Genomic DNA, 12,898 nt, shown 5'->3' with positions numbered 1-12,898 from the left:
TTCACGGCTGCGGTGCGAAGCGACGCAGGCGCAGGCTGTTCGTCACGACGAAGACCGACGAGAACGCCATCGCCGCACCCGCGAGCACCGGGTTGAGCAGCCCGGCCATCGCGAGCGGGATCGCCGCGACGTTGTACGCGAACGCCCAGAACAGGTTGCCCTTGATGACACCGAGCGTGGCGCGGGACAGCCGGATGGCGTCGGCGACCACGGTGAGTCGACCGCTCACGACCGTGATGTCGCTGGCCGCGATCGCTGCGTCGGTGCCGGCGCCCATGGCGATGCCGAGGTCCGCCGCGGCGAGCGCGGCGGCGTCGTTCACGCCGTCGCCGACCATCGCGACGCTCCGCCCCTCGGACTGCAGCCGACGGACGGTCTCGAGCTTCGACGCCGGGGTCGCACGGGCGTGCACCTCGTCGATCCCGACACTGGCGGCGACCCCGCGTGCGGCACCGTCGTTGTCGCCGGTGAGCAGCACCGGGTGCAACCCGAGTGCCCGGAAGCGGGCGATGGCGTCGGCGGCCTCGGGCTTCACGGTGTCGCCGACGACGACCACACCCAGGGCGCTGCCGTTCCGGGCGACGACGACCGCCGTGCCCCCGTCGGCCTCGGCACCGTCGACGGCGTCGGACAGGACCTCGGGCAGGGTGATGGACCACGATTCAGCGAGCCAGCGGGTGGTGCCGACGAGGACGACGTCGCCGTCCACGACCGCCTGGACGCCGGCGCCGGGGGTGGCGGTGAACTGCGTCGCCGCGGGCAGGTCGACGCCGCGGGCTCGAGCCGCGGTGGTCACGGCACGGGCGACGGGGTGCTCCGAGCCGTCCTCGACCGCGGCGGCGAGCCGGAGCACGGTGTCGTCGGTCTCGTCGACGGCGGTGACCGACCGCAGGGTCATCGATCCCGTGGTGACGGTGCCGGTCTTGTCGAGCACGACGGTGTCGACGCCACGGGTGCGCTCGAGCACCTGCGGGCCGCCGATCAGGATGCCGAGCTGCGAGCCCCGGCCGGTCCCGACCAGCAGCGCGGTGGGGGTGGCGAGTCCGAGGGCGCACGGGCAGGCGATGATCAGGGTGGCGACGGCCGCGGTGAAGGCCGCCGTGACCGAACCGCCGACCACGAGCCAGCCGACGAAGGCCAGCACGGCGAGTGCGATGACGATCGGCACGAAGACCGCGGACACACGGTCGGCCAGGCGCTGCACCTCGGCCTTGCCGGTCTGGGCGTCCTCCACCAGGCGGCCCATCCGGGCGAGCTCGGTGTCGGCGCCGACGCGGGTGATCGCGACGATGAGCCGGCCGCCGACGTTGATCGTCGCGCCGGTCACGCGGTCGCCCGGGCCCACCTCGACCGGCACGGACTCGCCGGTGAGCATGCTGAGGTCGACGGCCGAGGAGCCGTCCTGCACCAGGCCGTCGCTCGGGATCCGCTCACCGGGGCGCACGACGACGACGTCACCGACGGCGAGCGACGACGCCGGCACGCGGTGCTCGGTGCCGTCGCGCAGGACGGTGGCGTCCTTCGCACCGAGTTCGAGCAGGGCACGGAGCGCGGCACCGGACTGCTTCTTGGCGCGCGCCTCCATGTACCGGCCGGCGAGGATGAAGACCGTCACGGCCGTCGCGACCTCGAGGTAGAGGTCGGTGGCCTCGGGGTCCGTGGCGAACCACGAGAACGTCATGTGCATGCCGGTCGTGCCGGCGTCGCCGAGGAACAGGGCGTACAGCGACCACCCGAAGGCAGCGAGGACGCCGACGCTCACCAGGGTGTCCATGGTAGCGGCACCGTGCCGGGCGTTGACCCACGCGGCACGGTGGAACGGGAGCGCGCCCCAGACCGCGACGGGCGCGGCGAGCGTCAGGGCGAGCCACTGCCAGTTCGGGAACTGCAGGGCCGGCACCATCGAGAGCACCACGACGGGCACCGCGAGCACGGCGGACACGGCCAGGCGCCGGCGCAGCGGGCCGGTCGGGTCCTCGTCCACCGCGGGGTCGGCGTCAGCAGCGGCGGGCGGGGCCGGCACCGTGGCGCCGTACCCGGCCGACTCCACCGCGGCGATGAGCGCCTCGGGGTCGGCGGTACCGTCCGCGGCGACCTGCACCTGCGCCTTCTCGGTGGCGTAGTTGACCGTGGCGGTGACCCCGGGCAGCTTGCCGAGCTTCCGCTCGATGCGGTTCGCGCACGAGGCGCACGTCATCCCGGTGATGTCGAGTTCGACGGTGCGGTCGGTCACGAGCGCACGACCTCGTACCCCGCCTCGGCGACGGCGGCGCGGAGGGCGTCCACGTCGACGGGTGCCGCCGAGCTGACCGTGACCTCGGAGGATCCGCCGGGGACGAGTCGGACGTCGACGCCCGACACCCCGTCGACCTCGGTGAGTTCCTCGGTGACGCTCATCACGCAGTGGTCGCAGGTCATGCCCTCGACGAGCAGCGTTTCGGTGGTCATGGTGTCTCCTTTTCGGTGGTGGGTCGTCGGGGTCAGGAGCGGACGAGCCGGGCTATCGCCTGGCTGGCCTCGCGCACCTTCTCGTCGGCGGCGTCCCCGCCCTCGGCGACGGCCTCGGCGACGCAGTGCGCCAGGTGGTCCTCGAGCAGCGACAGCGCCACGCGTTCGAGCGCCCGGTTCGCCGCCGAGATCTGCGTCAGGACGTCGATGCAGTACGTCTCGTCCTCGACCATCCGCGCGATGCCGCGCACCTGCCCCTCGGCGCGACGGAGTCGCTTGAGCAGGTCGTCCTTGTCGCCGATGTACCCGACGTGTTCGTGCATGTCCGCCTCCACCGTTCTCAATACGGTACCCCCCTAGGGTATTCCATCCCGGACTGGACGCAACCGGTGGCATGATCTGCGCATGGACCCCTCGACGACGAACGGATTCCGCCGGCTGCGGTTCTCCGACGGCGAGGGCTCCGACTACTCGGACATCTTCGCGGCCGAGTACGGCGGGTCGGACTTCGCCTCGGAGACCTTCGCCACCGACGACACCCGGTACGAGTACACCGTCGTGGGCGACGACGACCTGACGCTCCGCACCATGCGCGCCGAGGGCGGTCGGCGCGGCGGGGTCATCGGTGTGCGGGACGACCACGTGGTGTTCTGGCTGACCAAGGGCCGGCTCGAGATGCACTTCGCCGACCGCACCCGCGTGGTCGCACCGGGCAGCCCGTACATCGCGTCGGCGTCCGAGGCCTACCGGTTCGAGTCCGACGGCACCGTCTACAACGGCGTGCACGTGTCCGACCGGTTCCTGCGCAGCGTCGGCCGCGACCTCGGCTACCGCCTGCCCGACGGCCCACTGCTGTTCGACCAGCAGGACGAGGTCGTAGCCCGGCGCGAACCCCTGCGGCACCTCATCCGCGACCTCGGGCCGGCCCTGGTCGACGACCGCGTGCTCGGACCGATGCGGACCGCCCTGAACCGCCGCCTGGCCGTCGTCATCCTCGACACGTTCCCCATCCGCAACCGCGGTGACGACGTCCCCGTGGCGAACCGGCTCCGCGACGCGATCCGGTTCATCGAGCTGCACGCCGCCGAACGCCCCTCGGTCCCCACGATCGCCGCCGCGTGCGGGCTGAGCCAGCGCGGGCTGCAGGACGTCTTCGCCCGGACGCTCGACACCACCCCGCACCGGTTCCTCCGCGACCACCGCCTGGACCGGGTGCGCGAGGAGCTGCTCCTGGCGGACCGGGGTGGCCCGGTCGCCCCGGCGGACTGCCCGCTCGTGTCCTCCGGCATCGCCGCGATCGCCCGCCGCTGGGGCTTCACCAACCCGGGCCGGTTCGCCGAGACCTACCGCGACCGGTTCGGTGAGGACCCGGCTGTGACGAAACGCGCGTCGCTGGCTGCGCGACCGGAGGCCGGCAAGGCGTCGTGGCGGGTCCGCCGTGCGGTGTCGTACATCGAACAGCACCTCGACGACCCGCTCACGCTCGACGACATCGCCGCCGCCGCAGGGGTGCTCCCCCGACGCCTGCAGCAGCTCTTCCGCGAGGAGCGTGGCGAGTCCCCGATGGCCTGTGTCCGCGCCATGCGGGCCACTGCAGAACGCAACGACGCGGCCGGAAACAGCGGAACTGCCTGACGGAACACCCCGGGGGTACACGCAGATCCCCGGATTTCCGGGGATCCCTGGATTTCTACCGAATCCGAGAAGTCGTGTGTGACGAATCTCTTCCACAGCCCGTCTCATCCGTGAACAGCAACCGCTGGGAACGCCCGGCGGGTCAACGGAAGGAACGAACATGGCTGACACCATCACCCCCACCCCGGCCACCACGGCGACCCGTGCCACCTCGCACGCCGGTACCAGCGGCGTCACCGGCAAGACCGTCATCGACGACACCGTCGTGTCGAAGGTCGCCGGCATCGCCGCCCGCGAGGTCAACGGCGTGCACTCCCTCGGCAACGGCGCAGCCCGTGCCATCGGCGCCCTCCGCGACGCCATCGGCCAGCGTGACTTCGGTCAGGGCGTCAAGGTCGAGGTCGGCGAGAAGCAGGTCGCCGCGGACATCGTGATCGTCGCCGAGTACCCGGTGTCGCTCCAGCAGGTCGCCGACGGCGTCCGTGCCGGTGTCGCCCGTGCCCTCGAGCAGATCGTCGGCATGGAGGTCGCCGAGGTCAACGTGACCGTCCAGGACGTCTACATCCCGGGTGACGACGACGACAACGAGGACGAGAAGCAGGAAGCCCGAGTCGCATGAGCAACACGCTGATCGGCGCCCTCATCGGCGCAGTCCTCGCCGTCGTGGCACTGCAGTTCGGGTTCTGGGGCTTCGTGCTCGTGCTCGTGTTCGGTGCGATCGGGGCCCTCGTGGCCGCACTCGCCACCGGGCGCATCGACCGCGGCGCCCTCACCGACGTGCTGACCGGACGCCGGAGCTCCCGGTGAACGCCGGCCCGGACGTCCCGGGCCGCGTCGAGATCACCGCACGCGCGCTCACCTCGCTGGCGCGGGCCGTCGCAGCCGAAGGGCTCGGCGCCCCCGCCAAGCGGGTGCGCGTCGGCCTCGGCGACGCGTCGGGAGCACTGTCGCTCGACATCACCGGGCCGATCGCCGCGAGCGACGACATCGTCTCCGGGTCGATCCGGATCGCGGACCAGGTCAAGGGCCGCGTGAGCGACCTGACCGGGCGTCGCGTCGGCAGTGCCCACATCGAACTCACCGGGATCGTGCGCGAGCGCGAGTCCCGTGCCCGCTAGGAGGCCATCATGAGCAACGGTTCCGTCGAACGACGCATCCGTCGTCGGAGCGTGCACCGCTCCCGCTCCACAGCAGTGGCGGTGGCACTCGTGGTGCTCGCCCTGGTGGCCGCCTGGATCGGCACCGAGGCGGTGCTCAGTGCCATCGGACGCCCGCCGCTGGTCGCCGACCCCCAGACCGTGGTCGACACGGCGCTCCGCCCGGACGCCGCGTTCGTCACCATCGTCGAGGTCATCGCGGGTGTACTCGTCGTCCTCGGCGTCGTGCTGGTCGTCCTGGCGCTCAAGCCCGGCCGCCAGCACCGATCGGTCGTCGAGCACGAGCGTGGTGCGGTCGTCATCGACGCCCGCATCGTCGCCTCCACCGCGGCGAACGCTGCCGGCACGGCGGCCGGTGTCCCCGAGGGGAACGCCTCCGCCACCGCCCGTGGCCGTTCCACCGAGGTCCGCATCGTCCCCGTCACCGGTGTTCCGGTCGACGAGGCGAGCGTCCGCGCCGCCGTCGTGGAACGCCTGAGCGGTCTCGACGAGCGCTTCGGCCGACGCGTCCGCGTCCGGGTCGAGGAGAAGGGAACCCTCGCATGACCAAGAGCAACCGGACCCTCAACCGGATCATCCTGTTCGTCCTCGGCCTCGTCGCCGTGGTCGTCGGGATCGCGATGGGCGCGGGCGTGCTGCCCGCCGTCCAGGACGCCGTCACGCCGTACGTCGACCTCCCCCGCAGCCTCGACGTCCCCGCGTCCGCGCTGTGGATCGTCGCCGGGGCCGCGGCCCTCGTGATCGTCCTGTCGCTCGTGTGGGTGTTCACCCGCGGTGGTGGCGGCACGTCCGTCGCCGTCCGGGAGCACTCGGGCGACGATGCGGTCACCGTCAACGTCGCACTCGTCCGGGACGTCCTCGAGCACGAACTCGCGGGTGTCCGCGACGTGGTCGGGTCCCGAGTCGACACCTACCTCGTCCGCCGGCAGCGCGCCGCCCGGATCCGTGTCGCGGTCCGCCGCGGCGGGGACGCCGTCAGCGTGCTCGACGCCGTCGACCGAGCCGTCGCGGTCCTCGACCGCACCCTCGGCCGTCCGGTCCCGGTGCTCGTGCACCTGACCGGCGGTACCCGCTCCGCGCTCGCGAAGCCGACCCGCGTCCACTGACACCCGTCAGCCGGACGCACCCCGGGCCTCCCGGCCCACCACCACACCACCGGGCACACCGCCCACCCACGAAAGGACCCGTCATGGGACTCGACGACAAGATCAAGAACGCCGCACAGGACCTCGCCGGCAAGGCGAAGGAAGCCGTCGGCAACCTGACCAACGACGACTCGAAGGTCGCCGAGGGCAAGAAGGACCAGACCGCTGCGAGCGCGAAGCAGACCGGCGAGGACGTCAAGGACGTCTTCAAGAAGTAGGTCGCACGACCGCATCGGGGCACCCGTCGAACGGGTGCCCCGATGCGTCCCCGCGCAGATCCCGAACGAGGAGGAACCATGCAGCACGACCCCCATGCGGACACGCAGGTCACCGAGGTGCCCCTGCCCGCAGCTCTGACGGAGCCGCTGCCGGACGACGCGAGCACCGCGACGATCGTCGCGCGCACCGCGGCGGAGACCGCGCTCGGCGTGCCAGGAGTGCACCACCTCGGCGGGATCGCCGCCCGTGCCGCCGACCAGCTGCGGAAGCAGCTCGGCCACTCGGCGGGCACCGCCGGCGTGCAGGTCGACGAAGAGGACGGCACCCTCGAGGTGCAGGTCGCCGTCGTCGTGAGCTACCCGCACCCGGTGCTCGAGGTCGCCGCCGAGGTCCGGCAGCAGGTCACCGCGGCGACGCGGCAGCTGTCCGACCTCCGCACCTCGGTGGACGTGCGCGTCCTCGACGTGCACGGTCCGTTCGACGACGAGCAGTCGCCGCCCCACCCCGACCACGCGTGACCACCGCCTGGAGGCCCGCCCCACCCGACCCGCTCGGCCCACCCGGGTGGTCCCGGGGTCCACTGCCCGTCCGCTAGCCTCGCGACGTGAAGCGTCTCTCCCCCGGCCAGCGCTGGGTCATCGGTCTCGGCGCGTTCGCGCTCGTCTGTCTCGTCGTCGGCATCATCGCGATCGCGGTCGGGATCACCAACGGCGGGGCCGAGTGCGTCGACTTCGAGGACGAGGGGATGACGTACCCGTGTCCCGGCGACACCTCGGGCGTGCTGTGGGGCAGCGTCATCGGCATCATCGGCCTGCTGCACCTCGGCCTGACCGGCCTGGCCGGTGCGCTCGTCTGGACCTCGACACCGACGATCGCCCCGCGTCCCGTGAAGCGCCCGACCCCGCTCCCCGGCGAGACGCACCGGGTCTTCTCCTACGGCACGCTGCAGCAGCCCCTCGTGCAGGAGTCGCTGTTCGGCGACCACGTCCCCACCACCCCGGCCTCGCTGCCCGGCTGGCGACTCGACTGGGTGACGATCACCGACCCGGAGGTCATCCGGACGAGCGGCTCCGACCGGCACCCGATCCTCCGCCGCGGCAGCCAGGACGACGTCGTCGAGGGCGTGGCGCTGACCCTCGGGTACGAGTGGCAGCTCCGCGCGGTCGACCGCTACGAGGTCGCCGACTACCAGCGCATCCGGGTCACGCTGGCCTCGGGCTGGACGGCCTGGGTCTACGTGGCGGCCGACGAGGCCTGAGCCGCCGCGCGCAGCCGTCCGCTCGTCCGCGGGCGAGTTTCGGGCTCAGCGACACTCCTCGGGGCGAGGCGCCCGCGAACTGTCGCTCATCGCGAAACTCCGGAACCGGGCCCGGCTTCCGCGGCGCGCAGGCGTTCGAGCCCCTCGTCGATCGAGACCGACGGGGTCCACCGCAGGTCGCGCCGGGTCCGTCGCTGGTCGAACCAGTGCGCCGTCGACAGCTGCTCGGCCAGGAACCGGGTCATCGGCGGCTCGTCCTCGCCCGGTCGGACGCGCCAGACGGCCTCGACCGCGGAGCCCGCGGCCCGTGCGACCGCTGCCGGCACGTGCCACCGCGGCGGTCGGACGCCCGATGCCGTGCAGATGCCCGCGAGCAGGTCGGCGACGGGCCGTGGCTCACCGTTCGTGACGACGTAGGCGTTGCCGTGCACACCGTCGTCCGTGACGCGTTCGAGCGCCGCGACCATGGCCGTCGCGGCGTTGTCGACGTAGAGCGTGTCGATGAGCGCTGCGCCGGAGTCGAGCAGCGGGAGCCGTCCGGTCCGGGCACGCTCGACGATCCGTCCGACGAGCTGCGTGTCACCGGGGCCCCACACCAGGTGCGGCCGGACCGCCACGACGGCGAAGTCCGGGGCGTCGGCCTCGAGTGCCAGCAGTTCCGCCGCGGCCTTGGTGCGGGCGTAGTCGCCACGAGCGCGGGACGGTTCGGCTGGACCGGCACCGGCGCCCACGAGCGACGACCCGGTGTGCGCGACCGACGGCGACGACACGAAGACGAAGCGCCCGACCCCGGCGGCACGGGCGACGCGCAGCAGGGAGCGCGTCCCCTCGATGTTGATCCGGGCGAAGTCGGCCGGGTCCCCGGCGAGTGACACCTTCGCAGCCAGGTGCACGACGGCCTCGACCCCGTCGACCGCGCGGGCGATCGCGGCGTCGTCGGTCATCGTGCCGGCGACGTCCTGCACCCCGGCCACACCGGAGGGACGACGTTGGAAGGTCCGGACCTCGTGCCCGGCGTCCCGCACGGCGGCGGCGGTGGCCTGCCCGAGGAACCCGCTGGCGCCGGTGACCAGGACCTTCACGGGCGGACCATCCGTCCGCGGTCTCGAACCGTGGCGGGTCGGAGATTCGAGCTCACCGACACCTCACGCGCCCGACGGCCCGCGAAGTGTCGGTGAGCGCGTGAGATCGCGCCCTCCGCACCGATCGCGCCCGCCGCACCGAACGCGCCCTCCGCGCCGATCACGGGCGGACCATCCGTCCGCCGGAGAGCACGGACGCCGCCCAGCGGGACAGCCGGGTGCGGTCGACCTTGGAGTTGTGCCGGATGTCGGTCGGCAGCACGGGCACGACGAGCACCGCGGCGAGCGGCACTCCGGCGGCGGCACGGACCGCTGCAGCGAGCGACGGCGACGCCAGCCCGGGCCGGCGCACCGCAGGGTCGGTCTCGACGACGGCCACCACCTGCTGGGTGCCGATCGGTCCGATCCCCGCGACCCCGGCACGTCCGACACCGTCGACGCCCTCGATCCGCTGCTCCGGCCCCACCGGCGTGACGACCCCGTCCGGGGTGGTGAGCACGTGCTGCAGCCGGCCCTCGACCCAGATCCGTCCCGCGTCATCCAGGTGCCCGACGTCCCCTGTGCGGTGCCCGCGCGGGTCGTCGACGCCGAGGCGCGAGACCCGGTCGGTGCGCCAGAGCCGGTCGTAGTGGTCGCGCACGTGTGGTGCCGCGACGACGATCTCGCCGGTGACCCCGGGCTCGTCCGTCAGGGCTCCGGTCGAGCGCCCGGAACCGTCGAGCGGCGCGATGCGGACGCGGACGTTCGCTGCCGGTACCCCGACGCAGATCCCCTCGTCGGCCGACCGACCGGCGGCACGGACCCCGTCGAGGTCGACGTCGGTCATGAGCAGCCCCTCGGTCATGCCGTAGGGGGTGTGCGCGCTGGCGTTCGGCATCAGCTCGGTCGCCGCGGTGAGCAGCGCAGCCGAGACGGGAGCCCCGGCCGACAGGAACAGCCGCACGCCCTTCAGTGCCTGGCGGTCGGCGTCGGTGAGCTCCGCCTCGGTGGCGACGACGTTCGCCAGGGCTGCCGGCGACAGGAACACCACGGTGGCGTCGGCCGCGGCGACCGAGGCCGCGACCGCCTTCGCCGTCAGGGTGCGGGGCGCGGTGACGTCCATGTCGGGCGCGACCGACCGGGCACCGAGGGCCGGGCCGAGCAGCGCGAACGGTGCGAACCCGGCGACGAGCCCGGTGCCGACACCGACGTCGTACTGGGTGGCCAGGGCGTCCCGGACCGCGCTGAGCTGCCCGTGCGTGTACACGACGCCCTTCGCCGGCCCGGTCGACCCCGAGGTGAAGAGCACGGCAGCGGGTGCGTCCGACGACGGAGCCGCCGGCAGCGCGGTGCCGTGGGCGAGACGGCGGGCGCCACGTCGAGCGACGTCGACGAGCGTGTGCTCCACCCGCAGCGCCTTCCGGGCCGGCGCGGGCAGCGAGACGGTCGCGATGCGACGGCCCGGCCAGCCGAGGGCACGCGCGGCGCCGAGTCCGGGCAGCGCGCCGATGATCCAGTCGGGTCGGGCCCCGCGGACGGCCCGGGTCAGGCCGCCGAGTCCGAGTCCGGCGTCCGCGACGACGACGACCGCGCCGATCCGCACGCAGGCGTACAGGACGGCGGTCAGGTCGGCGCCGGGCGTCACCAGGAGCGAGACGCGGTCGCCGCTGCGGACACCCAGGTCGTCGAGGCCGGCGGCGATCTCGTCGACCCATCGTGCGAGCAGCCGCCACGTGATCGTGCGGGGGCCACCTGCGGCGGCCATCTCGACCAGCGCGGGCTCGTCGCTCCCCCGCAGTTCGTCGAGTCGTGCCCAGAGCGGCGGGGTCGCCTCTGCGGGCTGGCCCGGGTCCACGGCGTCGGACTGGAGGCCCGTGGGGGCCTGAGCAGGACGACGGCCGTCCGGCAGGCGGTCGCCAAGCCAGTCGAACACCGCGCCCGCCACGTCGGCGTCGTCCGGCAGCAGGTGCCCGGCGCCCTCGAACCGGTGGACGTCGGCGTGCGGCACGCGTTCGGTCAGGTCGTCCAGGTAGCGCTCGAGGAACACCGGGTCGCGCGGGCCCCAGAGCAGGAGCACCGGCACGTCGAGCGCGGCGACCCCGGCGGCGATGCGGTCGAGTTCGGGGGCGCTCCGGTGCCGGGCGTCGACGGGGATGTCCGCGACGAACCCGCCGATGCCACCGCGTCGGGCGGCACCGCGGTAGGGCGCACGGTAGCCGTCGGCTGTGGCCCGGTCGAGCTTCGGGTGCGCGATGGCGAGGGTGGTCTCGAGGAACGCCGGCGTCACGACCGTCGCGCGGCCGAGCATCCCCGGGCCCAGTGCGAGGCGCAGTGGCGCCGGGATCGGGGCGTCGTCGGGCTGGTGCACGGCGGTGTTGCACGTCATCGCGGCGACCAGGACGTCCGGGTGGTCGACCGCCCAGCCGAGCGACACCACACCGCCCCAGTCGTGGCCGAGGGTGACGACCGGTCCGGCCAGCCCGAGTTCGTCGGTCAGGGCGCCGAGGTCCGCGACGCGCTGCGCCAGTCCCCGCTCGACACCGGTGCGCTCCGAGAAGCCCATGTCGAGCTGGTCGACGGCGACCACGCGCCAGGCCGGGCCGCCGGCCTGGGCGACCTCGAGCGAGGTGCGGAGTACCGACCGCCACAGGTACGACCAGGTCGGGTTGCCGTGCACGCAGAGGATCGTGCCCACCGGTTCCACGCCGAGCGCGGCCAGGGAGCCGGCCGTGTCGAGGAGGTGCCAGGTGCGCGCGGCGCGATCCGTTCCTCCCCTGCGATCTGCAGACCACGCGGGGACCGTGACCAGACGCGACCAGGCCGGGTCGAGGTCGGGCAGCGAAGGCGGCTGCGTCGCCGGAGCCGTGCTCGCGGCGACGCGGGGCAGCCGGGACCTCACCAGTGGAGTTCCATCATCGCCGTGTTGATGCCGGAGCCGACGCCACCGAGGAACACACGGTCACCGCGACGGATCCCGCCCGACGCGACCTCGTCGGCCAGGGTGATCGGGATCGATGCGGGACCGACGTTGCCGAAGCGCTGGTAGGTGGTGGGGACCTTGTCACGCGGGATGCCGATGGCCTCGACGAAGGCGTTGGTGTGCACGTCGGAGACCTGGTGCAGCACGTAGCGGTCCATGTTCGCCCAGTCGAAGTGGGCGCGGGCCTCGGTCCAGGCGGCGACGACGAGCTCCATGCCACCCTTGAGCAGCATCTTCGCGTCCGTGAACATCCCGTCGACGCTGCCGACGCACAGGTCGTACCACTGGGTCGCCGCGCGGGTGACGCCGCCGACGATCCGGTGTCCTTCGGGGTGCAGGTCCGCCGGGCCGAGCACGGCCGCCGCAGCACCGGACCCGAGGGTCAGGCTGGCGAACTCGCTCATGAAGTCCTTGCGGTTCCGGCCGCCCTGGTTCAGGCGGTCGATGGTGTTGAGCTGCACCTGGTCGGCGTCCTCGCCGTCGACGACGAGCGCGTACTTGATCTGCCCGGAGTCGATCATGCCCGCGGCGACGCTCATGGCGTTGACGAACCCCAGGCAGGCGTTCGCGATGTCGAAGTTGATGGCGGACGACGGCAGCCCGAGCCCGTGGTGCAGTCGGACGGCCACCGACGGCTCGAGGTGCGGACGGGTCACCGAGGTGTTGATCAGGAGCCCGATCTCGTCCGGACGGACCCCCGCCTCGGCCATGGCACGGCGGCCGGCGTCGATCGCGGCGTCCTGGAAGGTCTGCCCCTCGCCCCAGTTGCGACGCTCGATGACCCCGGCGACGCGCTCGAGCAGCCCCATCGGCAGACGGAGTCGACGGAGGACCCCTCGCAGCTTGGCCTCGATGTCGGCCGAGGTCGTCACACGCTCCGCCGTGGTGGTCGCCACGGAGAGCAGTGAGACGTTCCGGTGCTTCGCCGTGGCGTTGCCGGGCTGCTCCGGTTCACTGCTCGATGCCTGGTCGACCGGCCGTTCCGTCATGATCGT

Annotated in this window: 15 protein-coding genes; 9 read left to right on the top strand and 6 right to left on the bottom strand. The window is 73.1% G+C overall.

Features of this window, described 5'->3' with window-relative positions:
• Position 1 precedes the first annotated feature (1 nt).
• From KK097_RS11445 to KK097_RS11435, 3 genes are read right to left on the bottom strand one after another with little or no spacing between them, the layout of a single operon-like run.
• Positions 2–2,233 (bottom strand): heavy metal translocating P-type ATPase, encoded by a 2,232-nt coding sequence (locus tag KK097_RS11445; protein ID WP_214530780.1) that lies wholly within the window; start codon positions 2,231–2,233, stop codon positions 2–4.
• Complete coding sequence (locus tag KK097_RS11440) at positions 2,230–2,448, bottom strand: heavy-metal-associated domain-containing protein (protein WP_214544843.1); 219 nt, start codon at positions 2,446–2,448, stop codon at positions 2,230–2,232. Before KK097_RS11440 ends, KK097_RS11445 begins: the two co-directional genes overlap by 4 nt.
• A 32-nt stretch (positions 2,449–2,480) precedes the next feature.
• The gene (locus KK097_RS11435; protein WP_027466001.1) at positions 2,481–2,771 is read right to left on the bottom strand and encodes a metal-sensitive transcriptional regulator; all 291 of its coding nucleotides are present in this window, start codon (positions 2,769–2,771) and stop codon (positions 2,481–2,483) included.
• Positions 2,772–2,853: 82 nt separating this feature from the next.
• On the opposite strand from KK097_RS11435, the gene KK097_RS11430 reads away from it, so the two are divergent.
• The 9 genes from KK097_RS11430 to KK097_RS11390 all read left to right on the top strand — a co-directional run bounded on the left by KK097_RS11430 (position 2,854) and on the right by KK097_RS11390 (position 7,862).
• Positions 2,854–4,083: an AraC family transcriptional regulator gene (locus tag KK097_RS11430; RefSeq protein WP_214544842.1), complete on the top strand. Its 1,230-nt coding sequence runs from the start codon at positions 2,854–2,856 to the stop codon at positions 4,081–4,083.
• A 160-nt stretch (positions 4,084–4,243) separates the two neighbouring features.
• Positions 4,244–4,702 carry an Asp23/Gls24 family envelope stress response protein gene (locus KK097_RS11425; protein WP_214544841.1) on the top strand — a complete coding sequence of 153 codons (459 nt, stop codon included), beginning with the start codon at positions 4,244–4,246 and terminating at the stop codon, positions 4,700–4,702.
• A complete protein-coding gene (locus KK097_RS11420) occupies positions 4,699–4,890 on the top strand; it encodes a DUF2273 domain-containing protein (protein ID WP_214544840.1) in 192 nt (63 codons plus the stop codon). Before KK097_RS11425 ends, KK097_RS11420 begins: the two co-directional genes overlap by 4 nt.
• Complete coding sequence (locus KK097_RS11415; RefSeq protein ID WP_214530783.1) at positions 4,887–5,201, top strand: hypothetical protein; 315 nt, start codon at positions 4,887–4,889, stop codon at positions 5,199–5,201. Before KK097_RS11420 ends, KK097_RS11415 begins: the two co-directional genes overlap by 4 nt.
• A gap of 9 nt (positions 5,202–5,210) precedes the next feature.
• Positions 5,211–5,786, top strand: a complete 576-nt coding sequence (locus KK097_RS11410) for a DUF6286 domain-containing protein (protein ID WP_214544839.1) — start codon at positions 5,211–5,213, stop codon at positions 5,784–5,786.
• The gene (locus KK097_RS11405) at positions 5,783–6,346 is read left to right on the top strand and encodes a hypothetical protein (RefSeq protein WP_214530784.1); all 564 of its coding nucleotides are present in this window, start codon (positions 5,783–5,785) and stop codon (positions 6,344–6,346) included. Before KK097_RS11410 ends, KK097_RS11405 begins: the two co-directional genes overlap by 4 nt.
• An 83-nt stretch (positions 6,347–6,429) precedes the next feature.
• Positions 6,430–6,603: a CsbD family protein gene (locus tag KK097_RS11400; protein WP_214530785.1), complete on the top strand. Its 174-nt coding sequence runs from the start codon at positions 6,430–6,432 to the stop codon at positions 6,601–6,603.
• Positions 6,604–6,681: 78 nt separating this feature from the next.
• Positions 6,682–7,122, top strand: a complete 441-nt coding sequence (locus KK097_RS11395; protein WP_214544838.1) for an Asp23/Gls24 family envelope stress response protein — start codon at positions 6,682–6,684, stop codon at positions 7,120–7,122.
• Positions 7,123–7,208: 86 nt separating this feature from the next.
• Positions 7,209–7,862, top strand: coding sequence for a gamma-glutamylcyclotransferase family protein (locus KK097_RS11390; protein WP_307858431.1), 654 nt, complete (start codon positions 7,209–7,211; stop codon positions 7,860–7,862).
• 86 nt (positions 7,863–7,948) lie between these two features.
• On the opposite strand, the gene KK097_RS11385 is transcribed toward KK097_RS11390, so the two are convergent.
• From KK097_RS11385 to KK097_RS11375, 3 genes are all read right to left on the bottom strand, one after another.
• On the bottom strand, positions 7,949–8,944 hold the full coding sequence (locus KK097_RS11385) for an NAD-dependent epimerase/dehydratase family protein (protein ID WP_214544837.1): 996 nt from the start codon (positions 8,942–8,944) through the stop codon (positions 7,949–7,951).
• Between the two features lie 160 nt (positions 8,945–9,104).
• Positions 9,105–11,822 carry an alpha/beta fold hydrolase gene (locus tag KK097_RS11380; RefSeq protein WP_307858797.1) on the bottom strand — a complete coding sequence of 906 codons (2,718 nt, stop codon included), beginning with the start codon at positions 11,820–11,822 and terminating at the stop codon, positions 9,105–9,107.
• Positions 11,819–12,892, bottom strand: a complete 1,074-nt coding sequence (locus tag KK097_RS11375) for a 3-oxoacyl-ACP synthase III (RefSeq protein ID WP_182064995.1) — start codon at positions 12,890–12,892, stop codon at positions 11,819–11,821. The genes KK097_RS11380 and KK097_RS11375 overlap by 4 nt, the downstream gene beginning before the upstream one ends.
• Positions 12,893–12,898: the final 6 nt, after the last annotated feature.

Source organism: Curtobacterium flaccumfaciens (assembly GCF_018598405.1).
GTDB lineage: Bacteria > Actinomycetota > Actinomycetes > Actinomycetales > Microbacteriaceae > Curtobacterium > Curtobacterium aurantiacum.
This window is presented reverse-complemented; position numbering and strand designations above follow the sequence as displayed.

Bases quoted from the DNA above. Each gene is read 5' to 3' on its own strand.
- KK097_RS11440 (WP_214544843.1), bottom strand. From the start codon at position 2,448: ATGACCACCGAAACGCTGCTCGTCGAGGGCATGACCTGCGACCACTGC.
- KK097_RS11435 (WP_027466001.1), bottom strand. From the start codon at position 2,771: ATGCACGAACACGTCGGGTACATCGGCGACAAGGACGACCTGCTCAAG.
- KK097_RS11430 (WP_214544842.1), top strand. From the start codon at position 2,854: ATGGACCCCTCGACGACGAACGGATTCCGCCGGCTGCGGTTCTCCGAC.
- KK097_RS11425 (WP_214544841.1), top strand. From the start codon at position 4,244: ATGGCTGACACCATCACCCCCACCCCGGCCACCACGGCGACCCGTGCC.
- KK097_RS11420 (WP_214544840.1), top strand. From the start codon at position 4,699: ATGAGCAACACGCTGATCGGCGCCCTCATCGGCGCAGTCCTCGCCGTC.
- KK097_RS11410 (WP_214544839.1), top strand. From the start codon at position 5,211: ATGAGCAACGGTTCCGTCGAACGACGCATCCGTCGTCGGAGCGTGCAC.
- KK097_RS11405 (WP_214530784.1), top strand. From the start codon at position 5,783: ATGACCAAGAGCAACCGGACCCTCAACCGGATCATCCTGTTCGTCCTC.
- KK097_RS11400 (WP_214530785.1), top strand. From the start codon at position 6,430: ATGGGACTCGACGACAAGATCAAGAACGCCGCACAGGACCTCGCCGGC.
- KK097_RS11395 (WP_214544838.1), top strand. From the start codon at position 6,682: ATGCAGCACGACCCCCATGCGGACACGCAGGTCACCGAGGTGCCCCTG.
- KK097_RS11375 (WP_182064995.1), bottom strand. From the start codon at position 12,892: ATGACGGAACGGCCGGTCGACCAGGCATCGAGCAGTGAACCGGAGCAG.